Origin of the sequence: Pediococcus stilesii (assembly GCF_001437075.1) — a bacterium.
In the GTDB taxonomy this organism is placed as follows: Bacteria; Bacillota; Bacilli; order Lactobacillales; family Lactobacillaceae; genus Pediococcus; species Pediococcus stilesii.
In genome coordinates this window covers 58,476-75,759 of record NZ_JQBX01000001.1, presented here as the reverse complement: position 1 = coordinate 75,759, position 17,284 = coordinate 58,476, and the positions used below count along the sequence as shown (strand labels likewise).

16 protein-coding genes, 2 pseudogenes and 1 riboswitch are annotated in these 17,284 nt (G+C 38.7%); of the genes and pseudogenes, 16 read left to right on the top strand and 2 right to left on the bottom strand.

Annotated features, from left to right (window positions below; all coding sequences use genetic code 11):
• Window positions 1–26 precede the first annotated feature (26 nt).
• Window positions 27–1,154 carry a molecular chaperone DnaJ gene (dnaJ, locus tag IV81_RS00355; RefSeq protein WP_057801176.1) on the top strand — a complete coding sequence of 376 codons (1,128 nt, stop codon included), beginning with the start codon at window positions 27–29 and terminating at the stop codon, window positions 1,152–1,154.
• Between the two features lie 159 nt (window positions 1,155–1,313).
• On the top strand, window positions 1,314–2,204 hold the full coding sequence (locus IV81_RS00350; RefSeq protein ID WP_057801174.1) for a DnaD domain-containing protein: 891 nt from the start codon (window positions 1,314–1,316) through the stop codon (window positions 2,202–2,204).
• Between the two features lie 34 nt (window positions 2,205–2,238).
• Here the strand turns inward: IV81_RS00350 and IV81_RS09450 are convergent, their stop codons facing one another.
• Both IV81_RS09450 and IV81_RS09445 read right to left on the bottom strand, forming a co-directional pair.
• A complete protein-coding gene (locus IV81_RS09450; protein WP_236696794.1) occupies window positions 2,239–2,631 on the bottom strand; it encodes a DNA-binding domain-containing protein in 393 nt (130 codons plus the stop codon).
• Window positions 2,618–3,085, bottom strand: a complete 468-nt coding sequence (locus IV81_RS09445; protein ID WP_236696793.1) for a response regulator — start codon at window positions 3,083–3,085, stop codon at window positions 2,618–2,620. Before IV81_RS09445 ends, IV81_RS09450 begins: the two co-directional genes overlap by 14 nt.
• Window positions 3,086–3,337: 252 nt before the next feature.
• On the opposite strand from IV81_RS09445, the pseudogene argF reads away from it, so the two are divergent.
• The 14 genes and pseudogenes from argF (at window position 3,338) to topA (ending at window position 17,279) form a co-directional block, all read left to right on the top strand.
• Window positions 3,338–4,340, top strand: a pseudogene (gene argF, locus IV81_RS00340) (ornithine carbamoyltransferase).
• A gap of 11 nt (window positions 4,341–4,351) precedes the next feature.
• Window positions 4,352–5,093, top strand: a pseudogene (gene arcC, locus IV81_RS00335) (carbamate kinase).
• Window positions 5,094–5,240: 147 nt separating this feature from the next.
• A complete protein-coding gene (locus tag IV81_RS00330; RefSeq protein WP_057801172.1) occupies window positions 5,241–6,785 on the top strand; it encodes a YfcC family protein in 1,545 nt (514 codons plus the stop codon).
• Window positions 6,786–6,958: 173 nt separating this feature from the next.
• Window positions 6,959–7,867, top strand: a complete 909-nt coding sequence (locus IV81_RS00325) for a metal ABC transporter solute-binding protein (RefSeq protein ID WP_057801170.1) — start codon at window positions 6,959–6,961, stop codon at window positions 7,865–7,867.
• A 141-nt stretch (window positions 7,868–8,008) separates the two neighbouring features.
• Window positions 8,009–8,054: riboswitch (PreQ1 riboswitch) on the top strand.
• A 7-nt stretch (window positions 8,055–8,061) separates the two neighbouring features.
• Window positions 8,062–8,544, top strand: a complete 483-nt coding sequence (locus tag IV81_RS00320) for a QueT transporter family protein (RefSeq protein WP_057801168.1) — start codon at window positions 8,062–8,064, stop codon at window positions 8,542–8,544.
• Between the two features lie 10 nt (window positions 8,545–8,554).
• Window positions 8,555–8,782, top strand: a complete 228-nt coding sequence (locus tag IV81_RS00315; RefSeq protein ID WP_057801166.1) for a DUF2829 domain-containing protein — start codon at window positions 8,555–8,557, stop codon at window positions 8,780–8,782.
• Window positions 8,775–9,512 carry a 3-oxoacyl-ACP reductase gene (locus IV81_RS00310; protein WP_057801164.1) on the top strand — a complete coding sequence of 246 codons (738 nt, stop codon included), beginning with the start codon at window positions 8,775–8,777 and terminating at the stop codon, window positions 9,510–9,512. Before IV81_RS00315 ends, IV81_RS00310 begins: the two co-directional genes overlap by 8 nt.
• A 93-nt stretch (window positions 9,513–9,605) precedes the next feature.
• Window positions 9,606–9,845: a hypothetical protein gene (locus IV81_RS00305; RefSeq protein ID WP_057801162.1), complete on the top strand. Its 240-nt coding sequence runs from the start codon at window positions 9,606–9,608 to the stop codon at window positions 9,843–9,845.
• Between the two features lie 155 nt (window positions 9,846–10,000).
• Window positions 10,001–11,152, top strand: a complete 1,152-nt coding sequence (locus IV81_RS00300; RefSeq protein ID WP_057801160.1) for an ArgE/DapE family deacylase — start codon at window positions 10,001–10,003, stop codon at window positions 11,150–11,152.
• Between the two features lie 243 nt (window positions 11,153–11,395).
• A complete protein-coding gene (locus IV81_RS00295) occupies window positions 11,396–12,256 on the top strand; it encodes a sialate O-acetylesterase (RefSeq protein WP_476739297.1) in 861 nt (286 codons plus the stop codon).
• A gap of 230 nt (window positions 12,257–12,486) precedes the next feature.
• Entirely contained in the window at window positions 12,487–13,350 is an 864-nt protein-coding gene (gene ylqF / locus IV81_RS00290) for a ribosome biogenesis GTPase YlqF (RefSeq protein ID WP_057801156.1), read from the top strand.
• The gene (locus tag IV81_RS00285) at window positions 13,337–14,101 is read left to right on the top strand and encodes a ribonuclease HII (RefSeq protein ID WP_057801155.1); all 765 of its coding nucleotides are present in this window, start codon (window positions 13,337–13,339) and stop codon (window positions 14,099–14,101) included. Before ylqF ends, IV81_RS00285 begins: the two co-directional genes overlap by 14 nt.
• A gap of 41 nt (window positions 14,102–14,142) precedes the next feature.
• Window positions 14,143–15,000 (top strand): DNA-processing protein DprA, encoded by an 858-nt coding sequence (dprA, locus tag IV81_RS00280; RefSeq protein ID WP_057801152.1) that lies wholly within the window; start codon window positions 14,143–14,145, stop codon window positions 14,998–15,000.
• Between the two features lie 206 nt (window positions 15,001–15,206).
• Window positions 15,207–17,279, top strand: a complete 2,073-nt coding sequence (gene topA, locus IV81_RS00275; protein WP_057801150.1) for a type I DNA topoisomerase — start codon at window positions 15,207–15,209, stop codon at window positions 17,277–17,279.
• The last annotated feature ends 5 nt before the right edge of the window (window positions 17,280–17,284 follow it).

Sequence of the window (17,284 nt, the reverse complement as noted above, 5' to 3'; positions counted from 1 at the left end):
GCTAATAGAAATCATGGAGGATGAATATGGCTGAAAACAAAGATTTATATGGCATTTTGGGCGTTAGTAAAGATGCCTCGGATGATGAGATTAAGAAGGCTTACCGAAAACTTTCCAAAAAATATCATCCGGATTTGAATAAGGCGCCTGATGCTGAGCAAAAATTTAAAGATGTTACTGAAGCGTATGAAACTTTGAGTGATCCTCAAAAGCGTGCCCAATATGATCAATTTGGTTCAACCGATCCGAACGCCGGTTTTGGTGGCGGCGGATTTGGCGGTGGCCAAGGTGGCTTTGACTTCGGTGGTGGCGGTTTTGAAGACATCTTTAGCTCAATGTTTGGCGGTGGCCAGCGACAAGCTGCCAGTCAACCACGGCAAGGTGAGGATCTTCAGTACCAAATGTCCCTTAAATTTGAAGAGGCAATTTTTGGTAAGAAATCGACGATTAAATACTCACGAGAAGCTTTATGTAAGACCTGTGGCGGCTCGGGAGCAAAGCCTGGGACTTCTCCTGTAACTTGTCACAAGTGTCACGGAACTGGCTCAATTCAGGTTACACAGAATACACCACTTGGTCGCATGGTTCGTCAACAAATTTGTGACGTATGTAACGGAACTGGTAAGGAAATTAAAGAAAAATGTGAAACTTGTGGTGGAAGCGGTCATACGACTCAAGAACACGAAGTTAAAGTTTCAGTTCCAGCCGGTGTTGAAGACGGTCAACAAATGCGCTTACAAGGACAAGGTGAAGCCGGATTTAATGGCGGCCCTTATGGAGATCTGTATATTATTTTCCAAGTCCAGCCAAGTGATATTTACGAACGTGAAGGATCAGAAATTTACTATAATCAACCAATTTCATTCGTCCAGGCAGCACTTGGTGATGAGATTGAGGTTCCAACGGTACATGGAAATGTTAAATTAAAGGTTCCCGCTGGTACTCAAACTGGCACAAACTTCCGACTTAAGGGAAAAGGTGCTCCGCGTTTACGTGGGAATGGCAATGGTGATGAACATGTTAATGTTAAGGTCGCTGTTCCAAAGAAACTTAACGGAGAACAAAAGGAAGCTCTTAAAAAGTTTGCTAAGGCAAGTGGTGAAAAGCCAACAGGCAATGGTAAGAGCGGCTTCTTTGATAAATTTATGAATTAATCTTTCGAATACTCTAAAAGCACTGGCAAGCAAATTTGCTAGTGCTTTTTTTGTGAAATGAAATAAATTTTCCAATTAAATCTTGAAAATTAAAATTTGGTGTTTACATTTCTGCTTTTTAAACGTTATTAGTTATATAGACATTTTTAGGAGGAAGTTATGGCTCAAAGAAGAATGCTAAGCAAACGAATTATTAATAGTGCAAAATTTTTGCGGATGCCTGCAAGTAGTCAAGCACTTTATTTTCATTTAGTTTTAGGAGCGGACGATGATGGGATCGTTGAAAGTTTTGGAATAATGCGTCAGGTGGCTGCCAGTGATGATGATTTACAAATCTTAGTTGCTAAGAATTTCATCATCATTTTAAACGAAGATTTGGTTTCGTATATTACAGATTGGCATGAAAATAATAAGATTCGCGCCGATCGTAAGATTGATTCAATCTATCAAGAGTTATTGTTATCGAAGGTTCCTGATGCTCAAATTCAAAAATCGCGGCCACGAGCGGATGCTAAATCGGTCATCGCCGACGTAGCAGAAAAACAAGAGCCAAAAAGCATGGACGTCCATCGGACCGCTGAGGTTAGAGAAGTAGAGATTAATTTAGATAAAGATAATTCAATTCAGTCAAACCTAGTAGAGAATAGGGAAGATTCATCGGCTTCGAGCAATGCTTTTAAAGTTATACAAAAAATATACCAAGAAAATTTCGGACAAGTCACTAATTTAATTGAAGAACAACTCCATGCCGATTTGAAAAAATATGGGTTAGTGCTAATTCGAGAGGCAATGAAAAGAAGTAAATTGGCCAACGCGAACTATCGCTATGCGCAGGGCATTTTAAAAGATTGGGACAAACAAAATATTAAAAGTATCGAAGATATTATTGATGCCGATCAGCTGTTTAAAAGCACCAAAAATCGAAAAATTACCGTAAGAGAAACTATTCCAACGTCATGGAATCAACCTACTTCAATTGATCCTCAAAAGGCGGCGGTTGATCGGAAAAAAATAAAGAAAAAGCTCGAAAAATTACGTCAACGCGGTTAAAATCTGGATGTTAAAAATGGTATGATTCGCTTCATCATGAGTTTTTCATGCTTTCGTTTAAAAGACCATCGAAAAAATGTTGAATTGAAATTTGAATTTTTTCTTGATTCTGGTTTTCAATTCTCTGGATCTCATTATGAATATTTTTGTATTCGAATAATGCATTCGCGTATTCAAGTAGAATGTCGTTTTCAGGATAGTCAATACACATTATTGCTAAATTGGTTAGCCCAATTCTGAAGACGCGTCGAACACGCTGAAATACGATATTTTTCTGATGACCACCGAGGTGTAAGTCACAGTCAAAATTAATATTTGAAAAAGTAATTTTTTGATCGACCATCACCGTAATTATCTTAATAATATCCTCATTCTTTGTTTCGGATAGGATCCCCAGAAAACGAAGAATGGAGTTAACTGCATCCATTTGAAGCCGGTGTGACAGTTGTGGATGCTTTAAAGGGGTTGGCATCACTTGAAGAAATATCGTTAATTATTCGCATTTTTTTAGTCATTTTAGCAGCGGATGAAATCAATCGAATTAAATGACGAACCTCGGTTAGATTGAGCGGCTTTTCGATAAAAAGATTGACACCGGAATTATAGGCGCGACTTTTTATAATTGACGCCGAACCATTGCTGGTCATAATGATCCGTGGATTACTGTGTACACCCTTCAACTGACCAATGAAGTCTATTCCATCTTTTAGTTGCTGTTCAAAGCTGATGAATAAAATATCAACGCGTAGCTGCAGTATTTCAGTATAGGCACTGATGGTATCGGAAGAATACCCTACCAGTGAGTTATCAAAATCTGTTTCAATTAGGTCTTGCAAAACGGGAATACAGGCCGGATCCTGATCTAAAATGTAAAAGTTCAAAGATATCACCTCTTCAATGAATTTTTTTGAAGTTTTCTGAAGTCAATCGATTATAAATATTTTTGTCATAGATTATAAGTAAAAATCATTAAAATGTCTAACGCAGTATTAAATGAAACTTTCATTTATCATGTCGCATATTGAAAAATAAATATAATTTTTGAATAGACTTGATGATTTATATAGCAACAGTGAAAACGCTTATTATGATTAATTTGTAACTTAAATTAAATAATTTGGAGGGTAAGTATAATGGCATTTAATATTAGAAATCGTAGTTTTTTAACATTAGCCGACTTTAACACACGTGAAATGGAATATATGCTAGATTTAGCACAGGATCTAAAAAAGGCAAAGTACGCGGTCAATGAGATTCAGCATTTACAAGGTAAAAACATCGCCTTGATTTTTGAAAAAAGTTCGACACGAACACGCTGTGCATTTGAAATTGGCGCTAAAGACCAAGGAGCACATGTTACATACCTAGGTCCATCAGGATCGTATATTGGACACAAGGAATCGGTCAAAGACACGGCGCGCGTTCTTAGGTGGAATGTTTGACGGAATTGAATATCGTGGCTTTTCGCAGCGTAACGTCGAAACCCTGGCCGACTATTCGGGCGTTCCCGTTTGGAATGGATTAACTGATGAAGATCATCCAACACAAGTTTTAGCTGATTTTCTGACTGCCAAAGAGGTGTTGAAAAAAGAATATCAAGATATTAAATTCGCATTTGTTGGTGATGGACAGGACAACGTCTCGAACGCATTAATGCTTGGAGCGGCCGTTATGGGCATGGAATATCACGTTGTTTGTCCAAAAGAGTTGGAGCCGACGCGTGAAACCATGGAAAAAGCAAATGAAATTGCCAAGAAGACGGGTGCCAAAATTGCTGTTTTCAATGATATTAATGAAGGCGTTCAGGGAATGGATGTCATTTATACCGATGTTTGGGTGTCGATGGGTGAAGCAGATGAAGTTTGGGAACAACGAATTAACCTATTGAAGCCATATCAGGTTACACAAGATGTACTAGAAGCGACTAAGAACCCTCAAGTCATTTTTGAACATTGTTTACCAGCATTTCATAGTTTGGACACCGAAATTGGGAAAGAAATTTTTGAAAAATACGGTATTCGAGAAATGGAAGTAACCAATGACGTGTTTGAAGGAAAGCATTCGGTTGTTTTCCACGAAGCCGAAAATCGAATGCATACGATTAAAGCAATCATGGTCGCGACGCTTGGAGATTAGGGGGATTTTAAATGGCAAAAGTCGTTGTTGCTCTGGGTGGAAATGCTTTAGGTAGTTCACCAAGTGAGCAACGTCAATTAGTTAAAGGGACTGCCACTTCTTTGATCGGTTTAATCAACGCTGGAAATGAAGTGGTCATCAGTCATGGTAACGGTCCCCATGTGGGGCAAATTAATTTGGGATTAAACTTTGCGGCTGAAAATGGGAAGACAGCTTCATTTCCATTCCCGGAGTGTGGAGCGATGAGCCAAGGTTACATCGGCTATCACTTACAACAGGCACTTCAAAATGAATTAGCACACCAGCATCTTTCTAAAAGTGTTATTACAACGATTACTCAAGTTTTGGTCGATCAAAATGATTCCGCTTTTAAAAATCCAACCAAACCAATTGGAGATTTTTATACCAAAGAAGTGGCGAAGAAAATTGCAGAAGACAAAGGATATGTTTTTACCGAAGACGCTGGTCGCGGCTAATCTTGAAGCAGAAAAACTGATTATTTTGACCGCCGTTGACTATGTTTACTTGAATTTTAATCAGGAAAATCAACGGGCATTAAAAAATTTAACGGTTAAAGAAGCCAAAAAGTTTATTTCAGAAAAGCAATTTTCAGTGGGAAGTATGCTACCAAAAGTTCAAGCGTGTTTATCCTTTGTAGAAGGACATCCCGAACGTGAGGCAATCATTACTTCCTTAAAGGGATTAGACGACGCCCTAAAAGGGAAATTGGGAACAGTGGTGATCGATCAATAGACCGCTAATTTAAGAATTGATAATATTAATATCGACTGTTAGACCGGTATTACTCAATGGGCGAATTACTTTAAGTGGTAATATTCGCCCATTTTTACGAATCAAAAAGGATTAATTATATATTTATAAACGAAAGGAAGAGACAAAATGGACGCTGCAGTCAAGAAACCTCAAAAGCATTTCAAATTAAAAATGCCAGGTGCATTCACTGTTCTATTTTTCTTAACAACTATAGCAGTTCTTTTAACTTGGATTATTCCTGCAGGAAGTTACTCTAAAATTCAATACGGCAACAATCGAATCGAAATGATGCTTCCAGATGGAAATAAAAAATCACTGCCCGCAACTCAAAAAACGCTTGATCGGTTGCATGTTCAAATTAATGTGGAACAGTTTAAATCAGGCGCCATCACTAGTCCGGTTTCCGTCCCCAACACTTATCAAAAAATGAAGCAGCATCCCGCCGGCTTCATGGATATCTTTGAGGGGATGGTGCAAGGAACGATTCAAGCCGTGGACATCATGATTTTTATTTTTGTGCTCGGTGGGCTAATTGGAGTTGTTCGAGCCAGCGGCGCCTTTGAATCAGGCTTAATGGCTTTAACCAAGAAAACTAAAGGGCATGAATTTGTCTTGATTTTTATGGTTTCCGTGTTACTAATTCTGGGTGGAACACTTTGTGGTATTGAAGAAGAAGCCGTGGCTTTTTATCCGATTTTAGTACCAATTTTTATTGCAATGGGCTATGACTCAATCATTAGTATCGGCTCAATTTTCTTGGCTAGTTCAATTGGAACGACCTTTTCGACCATCAATCCATTCTCCGTCGTTATTGCATCAAATGCGGCTGGAACAACGTTTACTCAAGGATTAGCAGGACAAATCATTGGCTTAATCGTCGCAGCAATTTTTGTGATTAGCTACTTGTATCTATATGCTAAAAAAATTAAAGCTAACCCCAAAGCCTCATATACATACGAAGACCATGAGGCATTCACAAGGATGTGGGGGATTGAATCCGGCGATGAGCTTGACCAAACCTTTTCTCTAAAAAAGAAGATTATTTTAATTTTATTCGCAGCCGCTTTTCCAATCATGATTTGGGGAGTTATGGCAAAAAAATGGGCCTTTCCAAATATGGCATCAATGTTTCTGATTATTACGATTATCATCATGTTTTTAATCTGTTTTGGTAAAAATGGGTTAGGTGAAAAGAAAGTGGTTGACGCCTTCACCGCAGGAGCATCTAGTTTAGTGGGTGTTTCACTCATCATTGGATTAGCGCGGGGAATTAATCTTATTTTGAATAACGGTTGTATTTCGGACACTATTTTGTATGGTTCCTCAAGGCTCGTTTCTAGCATGAATGGTCCACTATTTATCATTATGATGATGCTCATTTTCTTTGTTCTAGGATTTATCGTTCCATCATCATCTGGATTAGCCGTTTTAGCAATGCCAATTATGGCTCCGTTGGCTGATACTGTCCATATGCCACGGCATATTATTGTTACGGCTTACCAATTTGGTCAATATGCGATGCTCTTTCTTGCTCCCACCGGGCTGGTTATGGCAACCCTTCAAATGCTTGATGTTAAATATTCCCACTGGGTTCGGTTTGTCTGGCCGGTTGTTGTATTTGTTCTAGTGTTTGGTGGAGGACTATTAGTTACGGAAGTTCTCTTAAATTAAAATTTTTAGGTCATGTTTATAAGTCGGTTCGAAAACATTCTATTAGTATTAAAGTGTTAATTTTTTAGAATTAAATTGACATACTAAAACAACTAAGCTATATTTGTTTTATAGTTTTAAATAGTAATAATTACTATTTAGCTAAATAAAAGAATTTTTGAAAGGAAGATTCCATGTTAAAACAAATAGGAAAAAATTTATTATACATAGTACCGATTTTGATTATTGGGTTTATTTTGTCGGGATGTCAATCACAGTCAAAAACGGCGGCATCACCAAATAAACAAATTTCGGTCGTTACTACGACAAATTTTTATGGCGAGGTTGCTAAACAGGTTTTAGGAAATAAAGGAAAAGTGACATCAATAATTAACAGTTCTAGCATTGATCCGCATGACTATGAGCCTACTGCAACGACGGCAAAAGAAGTTACTAAAGCAAACGTAGTAATTGCCAATGGAATTGGGTATGACGGATGGATGGACAAGTTGGTCAAAAATAGTAATAAATTGGATTATATTAAGGTTGGTGAAGACATTTATCATAAAAAAGAAGGCGACAATCCGCATTTATGGTACAAGCCCGAAACAATGCCACCGTTGGCCAATTTACTAGCTAAAAAGTTTGGTAAAATGCAGCCAAATAATCAAAAATATTTTGAACAAAATGCTAAAAAGTACATTGCATCACTAAAACCGGTTCAAAATGTAATCAATGATCTAAAGAAGGTTGCTAAAAATTCAGCCAAAAAGAACGTCTATGTCAGTGAACCAGTATTTGACTATGCATTAGAGTCGTTAGGGTTTAAGGTCGCTGATACCGCCTACGAAGAAGCGGCCGAAAACGGTACGGATCCGGCGCCTAAGGTCGTAAAAACGATGCAGGAAAAGATTGAGCAACGTCAAATTGCTTTCTTTGTCTTTAATAAACAAGTTAGCTCTAAAAACATTAAAAACTTGGTTGAGTTAGCCAAGAAGAATAACGTTCCAGTTCTTCCGGTCACTGAAACACCTGAAAATAATGCAACGTATAAGGAATGGATGTTAAAACAATACCACGAGTTGCAAAAAATCATTAATTAGCTTCCTAAAAGATGACGGTCTAAAGACATCGTCATCTTTTTTTGTGGTGATAAACAATTTTAAACGATTTGCCAAGTTATTTACTTTTAACGTGTCGAAACGGGCTTTAAGTATGGTAAAGTAAAGATGTTTTATATAACAAATCTGGTGGTTCGCAAAATCCCACCATAAACAAAACTAAGGAGAACTTTTTAATGAAAAAGTTAAATCGAAAGATTGCGTCTTCAGCAATCATTGCTGCTTTATATGTTGTTATAACGTTATTGATGGCACCATTAAGTTTTGGGGTGATTCAGTTACGCTTGTCGGAACTATTTAACCATTTGGCCGCGTTTAATCGAAGATACATTTTGGCGGTAACCATGGGCGTCTTAATTGTAAACATCTTTAGTCCGTTGGGCCCGATTGACATGCTATTTGGGACTTTAGGTACGTTAATTGGAACGACACTGACATATGTCCTGGCGCACAAAATAACCAATCTATTCTTCAAATTTATGATTGCGACACTCTGTCAAATGCCAGGGATGTTCCTAGTAGCGCTGGAAATGCATATCTATGCGAAATTACCAATCTTTCCGACCTACTGGATTTTAGCATTGGGGGAAATTGCTTCAATGCTAATTGGCGCCGTGATTGTTTATTTATTAAGTAAAAAAATTAATTTCTATGAATAAGGAGATCAAGATGACTTTTGAAAAAGTATTACCCATTTTAAAAGCAGGTGGGAAAGCCATTCGAAGCCAATGGGGTGGCGATGAAGAATATATTCTAGTTATTACTAATCAAAAATTTGACGGTATCGACGTAACGCCGTCCATGCTGATTAAAACAACCAGCGAGGGTTACTCCAGCTTTGCTCCCACCGTTTGTGATATTTTAGCTGAAGATTGGGAGGTCGTTTTGGGTGACTAGTTATCCCGAATTGAAAAATAAAATAATCCTGATAACTGGTGCAAATTCAGGAATTGGGTTAGCGCAAGCAACCGCTTTTTTGCAGCAGGGGGCACTGGTGACTGGTTTGGACCAAAACGTTGATCAGATGCAACTTTTGGGCGAAAAGTTTCCTGATTTTACATATGCTCAGGTTGATTTAACCAATTTAGATGAATTAATACTAGCGTTAAATTCGATTGAAAAACTTGATATTCTGGTTAACACTGCGGGAATTTTAGATGATTATCAGTCAATTGAGCAAACCTCCTTTGAGCAATGGACAAAGGTTTTAAACACCAACGTCTCCACCATGTTCAATGTCACAAAGTTAGTTTTAGCTAAAATTAATTCCGATGGAGTCATTATCAACACCGCCTCGATTGCCGGAATGGTTGCTGGTGGCGGTGGGATTGCGTACACCGCCTCTAAGCACGCCGTGATCGGTTTTACGAAACAACTAGCACTTGATTTAGCTGAGCGAGGAATTCGAGTTAATGGGATTGCGCCGGGATGCATTGATACGCCAATGAATGCCAAGGATTTCGAAAATGGTGGGTTAATTGCTAGTCAGGTTGCCAAAGAAGTTCCGATAAAAAGATGGGCTGGAGCCGATGAAGTTGCAACGGTGACGCTATTTTTGGCGAGTGCTGGAGCCAGTTACCTGCAAGGCACCATTATTCCAGTTGATGGTGGATGGTTAATTAAATAGGATTAACAGTTGATTTTTAAGCATGCTGGCTAGCTAAACGTGATAGAATTAAGGCAGATTAGAGCAGAGTTCATAAAATTGGAGGTTGTTAACATGTATACGGGTTTATTTACGTTTACGACGAGTGATAAGGCTTACACAACGGGTGATGAAGATCATATGAGAAAATGCCTTGAGAATATTACAAAAGGCGTTGGAACTTTGGTTGAAAGCGAAGGATCAGAACATACCTACTATTTTTTGCGAAATGTAGTCAAATTTGAGTATTACGCAAGTGGAGACGAACCGGCATCTGAAGTAATGGGAATGGCGAAAGTTGAGCTTTTAAAATAACTTTTTTGAAAATGGTGATATTTGGGATGAATTCTAAATATTACCATTTTTAATTTCTTAAAAATAAAATAATAATAATTCTGGTTAGATAAAAATTATATAAAAATGCGTTAAAATGATCTCGAAAACGAATACTGTATAGGAGGATTGTGAGTATGAAAGTTTTTAACACGTCTGATGCACTGGCAGTGTTATCCAAGCTAATTAGTTTTAAAACCGTCAACGGCAATGAGCTGCAAGTAGCCGAATATTTACAAGAATTATTTAGCCAACATGGCATCGATTCAAAAATTATTCAATTAAAAAATGGACGAGCAAACTTGGTGGCCGAGATTGGTAAGAATGCACCCGTCCTAGCCGTTTCAGGTCATATGGATGTGGTTTCTCCCGGGGATTTGAAATTGTGGCAAAGTGATCCATTTATCCTAACTGAAAAAAATGAAATATTATACGGACGCGGTGTAACTGATATGAAAGCTGGACTCGCGGCAATGGTCATCGCAATGATTGAATTACACGCCCAAAATTTACCTAAGGTGGGGACGATTCGGTTGTTAGCGACGATGGGCGAAGAGGTTGGTGAAGCCGGTTCGGCTGCTTTTTATGAGAGCGGTTATATGCGTGATACTGACGGCCTTTTAGTTGGAGAGCCTTCTAGCATTTATGGAACCGCATCTAGGCAAAAGGGTTCCTATGATTTGAAATTAATATCTAAGGGAAAATCAGTGCATAGTTCAACCCCAGAAAGAGGATATAATGCACTGGTGCCCTTAATTCAGTTACTGACTGAAGCCAACGCTAATTTTGAGAAAATTCCGGATGGCGCAATGGGCCCACTGCGCTTTAATGTTGACGTCTTAAATGGTGGAGACCAGGTAAACTCGTTGCCTGACCATGCGGAAGCACAGGTTAATATTCGAACAATTCCCGAATATACCAACGAACAAGTGACTGATGCAATCAATCAGCTAATCCAAAAATACAATGCTGCTGGAGCTCAAATTAGTTTGGAAACGATTATGAACGAACCGCCAATCTCAACGAATGAGAACAATGCAATGGTTACTCTGATTCAAAAGATTGGCAAGAACTATGCTGGTCAGGATGTCGTTGTTCAACCAAGCCCGGGGATTACCGATGCATCCAACCTGGCCAAAAATCAACCGAAAAACTTTCCATTTGCCATTTATGGTCCTGGTGATATGTCCCAACATCAGGTGAACGAAAGCTTACCAAAGCAAATGTATTTTGATTTTATTGATCTATATCAAGAACTATTTATAAAATTTTTAAATGAGCAATCTTAATAAAATGGATTGATTAAAAGGTAAATTTGGATTTTAGACAAGATCTAGTGCGGAATGTTTAATAGTTGAAAGCTACTATCGACTGTTAATAATGAAACGTGATTATCGTTGAACAAACAACACCTTGGACGATTGCCGTTGGCAGCCAGGGTGTTTTTTATCTAGTCATTACGGATTAAAACGATCAACTTGGGGCCTGTCGTATGATAATCTTATTAATACTAATGTTTAATTAAGGAGTGAATCACAATCAAATCAATTCTGTTAGTCGGCCAGTCCAATATGGCTGGGCGCGGTTTTATTAAAGATGTTACACCAATTTACAACAAAAATATTAGAATGCTCCGCAATGGACGCTGGCAAATGATGACCGAGCCGATTCATTTTGATCGTGAAGTTTCAGGAATTGGACCGGCGGCTTCTTTTGCTGCGGCGTGGCAACTAGATCATGTGGATGAAGAAATCGGATTAATACCGTGCGCTGAAGGTGGTAGTTCCATTAGTGAATGGGGTACCGATCAGAAATTAATGCGACACGCTATTTCAGAAGCACGCTTTGCCATGGAAGACAGCGAATTAATTGGAATTTTGTGGCATCAGGGCGAAAACGATAGCTTAAATGAGCATTATAAAAACTATGATCATGAATTAATGGGCGTTTTCAGCAATCTACGGACGGCTTTGGGATTGCCCGAAGTACCGATCATTTTCGGAAAATTGCCGGAATTCTTAGGTAAGAAGGGATTCGGTACCAGTGCGATAGAATTTGAACAGATTAACCAAGCAATGCAAAAGGTAAATCGTCAACTTAACAATACTTATTTAGTAAGTGCCGAAGATCTCGATTCTAATCCAGATGGCATTCATATTAATGCCCGCTCGCAAAGAAGATTTGGACTCCGATATTACGCGGCTTTTAAAAATAAAAGCAATATCGATCATCCCTTAAACGATGAGCATGATCAGCTTGATCGAATCGATCATCAACCTCAAGATCGGGATATTAAAACTTATTTATTAAGTCGGGAACTGGTTTTGGGAAAGGTTTCTTATCCAACTTTTATGGATAAAATCGAAAAATTAATGCACGAATCCCTCAATTAAATTAATTAAAATGTTATACGTAGTGGTGGAAAAGTTTCGCCTAGTAACAGATACGACAAAATCACATTCGGTTTTCAATTTTGCGCCAAATTAGGTAAGATAATACTTAGCATTCAGTAAAACGAGCATATGAGTAAAAATCGATGCTGACGGCGTGGTAGATTAATTCCAGAAATCAAATGTACTAAAGAAAAACGTTTTAAAGTCCCAGTATAAAAGGAGAAAAAACCATGGCAATTATTCAATGGTATCCCGGCCATATGGCGAAAGCTATTCGGCAGGTTGAAGAAAAATTAAAATTAGTCGATATCGTTTTTGAACTAGTGGATGCACGAATTCCAGTATCCTCTAGAAATCCAATGATTGAAGACGTAATCAAGGATAAACCGCATCTTTTGATTTTGACTAAAGCGGATTTAGCCGATCCGCGTGAAACCCAAAAGTGGCTAGACTATTACAAAAAGAATCACGAATATGCAATTGCGCTTAATTCAAAAGAACCTTCAACTGAAAATATTATTTTGAAAAAAACGCAAGAGATTTTGGCCGATCGAATTTCAAATCGCGCTGAAAGAGGCATTAAAAATTCTGAAATTCGTTCGATGTGTATCGGAATTCCCAACGTTGGAAAATCGACGTTATTGAATCATTTGGTTAATAAAAAGGTTGCAATTACGGGGGACCGTCCGGGTGTTACCAAAAAACAGCAATGGCTGAAATCACGACGAGGATTGTATCTTCTTGATACGCCGGGTATTCTATGGCCTAAATTTGAAGACCAGAATGTTGGAAATAAATTAGCCTTTACCGGGGCTATTAAGGATAACCTCTATGCAAATGACGATGTGGTCCTATTTGGGTTAAACATTTTTATTCAAAAGTATCGAGAGGGCTTAATTGAACGTTATCATCTAAATGATGAAGATTTGGCGCTTGACCTACCCGATTTATTGCTGTTGATTACACAAAAGTTGGGGATGCGGGATGATTATGATCGGTCTAGCCAGCGAATTTTGTTGGACGCCCGCAAAGGAAAACTTGGTCGTTTTACATTAGATTTTGTAGAGGAGTTATCAGAGCTTGGCGACGATTAAAGAAATCAAGGCAGACTTAGTAGCAGTCACTGATGCAAACGACCCATATTTGCTAGAGTTACTAGGTGACGAACGTGCTGGGGTTAAGGCGCTGGTGAAGCGGAAACAAAAACAAATTAACGATCACCAAGTTAAGGTGGCTGATTTTAAACAACGCTTCGCACTTGAACGCGAACTCTGGAATCATGGCAAAAAATGGGTTGCTGGCATTGACGAAGTGGGACGCGGCTGTTTGGCGGGGCCAGTTGTCACTGCGGCGGTTGTTTTAGATGAATCGTTTGATCTAATCTCGGTCAATGATTCAAAAAAGTTGTCTGCTGAAGTCCGCGAAGAATTATATCCGCAAATTTTAAAAGAGGCGTTAAGTGTCGGAATTGGGATCTACTCTAATGAAGAAATTGACCAAATCGGAATCTTAAATGCGACTAAACAGGCGATGAAAATGGCAATTGCTAATTTAAACGTTGTCCCGCAACATTTGCTAGTCGATGCGGTTCAAATTCCAATTGATATTCCAAAATCGGTAATGTTTAAGGGTGACTCTAAGAGCAACAGTATTGCAGCGGCTTCAATTGTTGCAAAAGAGTATCGGGATCATTTAATGCACTCATATAACGACCTTTACCCTGGGTATGGGTTTGACCAAAACGTAGGTTATGGTACTAAACAGCATCTTTTAGGTTTAGAAAGTTTAGGAGTTACGCCCATTCACCGCCGGACGTTTGAGCCTGTTCCAAATTTTTTAAAATAAATGCAAATAAAAACACGTACATTACATTCGAGGTGAGTCGAGTGGAAGTACGTGATTTTTTAATTAGAATAAAAATAGGAACAACTTTCAATATTAAGAAACAACATCAGATTTATAAAGAAGTTAACAACGTTACTTCTTTTTCAGCATCAAGGTGGGTAACTACAACCAATTTAATCGAGAATAGTCAAAAGGACGCAACCATTAAGATGTTACATAGTGAGCAGTTAAAGCGAAAAGTTAAAGAAAATGAACAAAATGGTGGAATCATTACCATTTTAGATGCGGCTTACCCAGCGGCTTTAAAAGAAATTTTTTGCCCCCCGACTGTGATTTTTTATCGTGGAAATGTCACACTATTGAATCAAACGCGGTTGGTGGCAATTGTTGGATCGCGGGTAATGACTGATTATGGTAAGCAAGCGGTTAAATGTCTCATCCCCGGACTGGTTGGTAATCAATTGGTTACTGTTAGTGGCTTGGCCAAAGGCGTTGACGCCATGGTCCATCTGTTAACGTTAAATAGTGCAGGAGCAACGATTGCAGTCGTTGGCAACGGACTAGATGTTACGTATCCTAAGCAAAATCAAATTCTTCAAAGCCAAATTGAAAAACGGGGGATATTAATTAGCGAATATCCTAAAGGAGCGCGTCCTTTGCGACATCACTTCGTCGAAAGAAACCGAATTATTGCCGGATTGGCCAAAGCGACCTGTGTTGTTGAAGCTAAAAAGCAATCAGGTAGTTTAATTACCGCTAACTTAGCGCTTAATGAAAACCGAAATGTTCTAGCAATCCCAGGTAGTATTTTTAGTGAAAATAGTAATGGAACGAACGCTTTAATTGCAGCAGGAGCCCGACCACTAGTTGAATTGGCCGATATTTTAGAAGAAGTTTAGCCATTATTTTGAAAAATAGGTGATTTAAATATACTTTTTGGTAAAGTCGTGATAACATGTATTTTTGTTTAACGCTATAAATAAAAGCTTATACTAAATTCGTGACTCTAAAGCATTGATTCGTAATTGCGAATTTGACAATCACGAATCGAATGCAATAACATGATGAGTATATATTCTAAATATTCAAGGCAAAGGAGCAACAAATGCCAGCTGCAAAAAAGAACCTTGTGATTGTGGAATCACCGTCCAAGGCTAAAACAATTGAAAAATATTTGGGTCGTTCTTACAGAGTTGTGGCAAGTCTCGGTCATATTCGGGACTTACCCAAGAGTAAGATGGGCGTCGATATTGAAAATGATTATGAACCACACTACATTTCCATTCGAGGCAAGGGTGATACAATCAAAAGCCTTCGTAAGGAAGCTAAAAAAGCTAAAAAAGTCTATCTCGCATCTGACCCGGATCGTGAGGGGGAAGCAATTGCTTGGCATTTATCTTACTTGCTAGGACTTGATCCCAAAGATAAAAATCGAGTAGTCTTCAATGAAATTACTAAAGATGCCGTTAAAAACGCCTTTAAAACGCCCCGGAGCATTGACTCAACTTTGGTGGATGCGCAACAAGCGCGGCGGATTTTAGACCGTTTGGTTGGATATTCAATTTCACCATTGCTATGGCAAAAAGTTAAAAAAGGGCTGAGTGCTGGACGAGTTCAATCAATTGCACTTAGTCTAATCATTAAACGTGAAAATGAAATTAAAGCCTTTGAACCAGAAGAATATTGGTCAATTGATTCTGAATTTAAGAAGGGCCGTTCCAAGTTTAACGCCACTTTTTATGGGATGAACCATAAGAAGATGAAATTGCCAAATGATAAAAAGGTTCAAGAGGTTCTTAAAAACATCGATCCCAAGGCCGATTTTGACATTACTGAAGTCAAACGTCGCGAACGCAAGCGTTATCCGGCGGCGGCCTTTACAACCAGTTCTATGCAACAAGAAGCAAATAAGACGCTTAATTTCCGAACACGAAAAACAATGATGGCAGCTCAACAACTGTATGAAGGAATTCATATTGGTAAGGAAGGCACGGTCGGTTTAATTACCTATATGCGAACCGATTCGACCCGAATTTCCGAAGTTGCCAAGCATGAAACTTCCTTATTTATTCACGACGAATATGGTGCGGAGTATGCAGCAACTAAGCCTCGTAAAGGAAAAATGCCTGAGGGGGCTCAAGACGCCCATGAAGCAATTCGACCTTCATCGGTATTGAGAACCCCTGATAGCATCAAGGAATACCTCAATAACGATCAATTTAAGCTTTATAAGCTAATTTGGTCGCGCTTTGTCGCTAGTCAGATGACTCCCGAAGTGTTAGATACCATGGCCGTGACTATCGAACAAAATAACGTTCAATATCGCGCTAATGGATCCAAGACGAAGTTTGAAGGATTTACAAAGGTTTATAAAACCAACAAGGATAAAGATAATGTCTTACCCAATCTTGAAGAAGGGGATCAAGTTCAATTAGTATCGAACAATCCTAATCAACATTTTACTCAGCCTCCCGCTCGTTATAGTGAAGCGGCTTTAATTAAAGCCCTTGAAGAAAATGGAGTTGGTCGTCCATCAACTTATGCGCCAACGCTCGATACCATTCAGCGCCGGTACTACGTTAAGCTGGAATCAAGACGTTTTGAACCGACCGAGCTCGGTGAGATTGTCAACGACATTATCTTTGACTTTTTCCCTGATATAGTTAATATTGACTTTACTGCCGGATTGGAAAAAGATTTAGATTCCGTTGAAGAAGGTAAAGAAAATTGGATTAAGGTAGTTGATAGGTACTACAAACCGTTTGCTAAAGAACTTGAAAAAGCTCAGGGACAAATTGAAAAAGTTCAGATTAAAGACGAACCTGCCGGCTTCAACTGTGAAATTTGTGGCTCACCAATGGTTGTTAAAATGGGCCGGTATGGAAAATTCTTTGCTTGCAGTCGCTTCCCAGATTGTCGAAACACACAAGCCATCGTCAAAGAAATTGGAGTAATTTGTCCTAAATGTCATAAAGGACAAATTATCGAACGGAAATCGAAGAAGGGACGCCTATTTTATGGTTGTTCTAGATATCCGGATTGTGACTTTGTTTCTTGGGATAAGCCGATTGCTCGTGAATGTCCCGTTTGTCATAGCTTCCTAATCGAGAAAAAAATTAAGGGCGGCAAACAAATCGTGTGTCCAAATGGGGACTATGAAGAGACACCTCAAAAATAAGTTAA

Bases quoted from the DNA above. Each gene is read 5' to 3' on its own strand.
- dnaJ (WP_057801176.1), top strand. From the start codon at position 27: ATGGCTGAAAACAAAGATTTATATGGCATTTTGGGCGTTAGTAAAGAT.
- IV81_RS00350 (WP_057801174.1), top strand. From the start codon at position 1,314: ATGGCTCAAAGAAGAATGCTAAGCAAACGAATTATTAATAGTGCAAAA.
- IV81_RS09450 (WP_236696794.1), bottom strand. From the start codon at position 2,631: ATGGATGCAGTTAACTCCATTCTTCGTTTTCTGGGGATCCTATCCGAA.
- IV81_RS00330 (WP_057801172.1), top strand. From the start codon at position 5,241: ATGGACGCTGCAGTCAAGAAACCTCAAAAGCATTTCAAATTAAAAATG.
- IV81_RS00325 (WP_057801170.1), top strand. From the start codon at position 6,959: ATGTTAAAACAAATAGGAAAAAATTTATTATACATAGTACCGATTTTG.
- IV81_RS00320 (WP_057801168.1), top strand. From the start codon at position 8,062: ATGAAAAAGTTAAATCGAAAGATTGCGTCTTCAGCAATCATTGCTGCT.
- IV81_RS00315 (WP_057801166.1), top strand. From the start codon at position 8,555: ATGACTTTTGAAAAAGTATTACCCATTTTAAAAGCAGGTGGGAAAGCC.
- IV81_RS00305 (WP_057801162.1), top strand. From the start codon at position 9,606: ATGTATACGGGTTTATTTACGTTTACGACGAGTGATAAGGCTTACACA.
- IV81_RS00300 (WP_057801160.1), top strand. From the start codon at position 10,001: ATGAAAGTTTTTAACACGTCTGATGCACTGGCAGTGTTATCCAAGCTA.
- ylqF (WP_057801156.1), top strand. From the start codon at position 12,487: ATGGCAATTATTCAATGGTATCCCGGCCATATGGCGAAAGCTATTCGG.
- topA (WP_057801150.1), top strand. From the start codon at position 15,207: ATGCCAGCTGCAAAAAAGAACCTTGTGATTGTGGAATCACCGTCCAAG.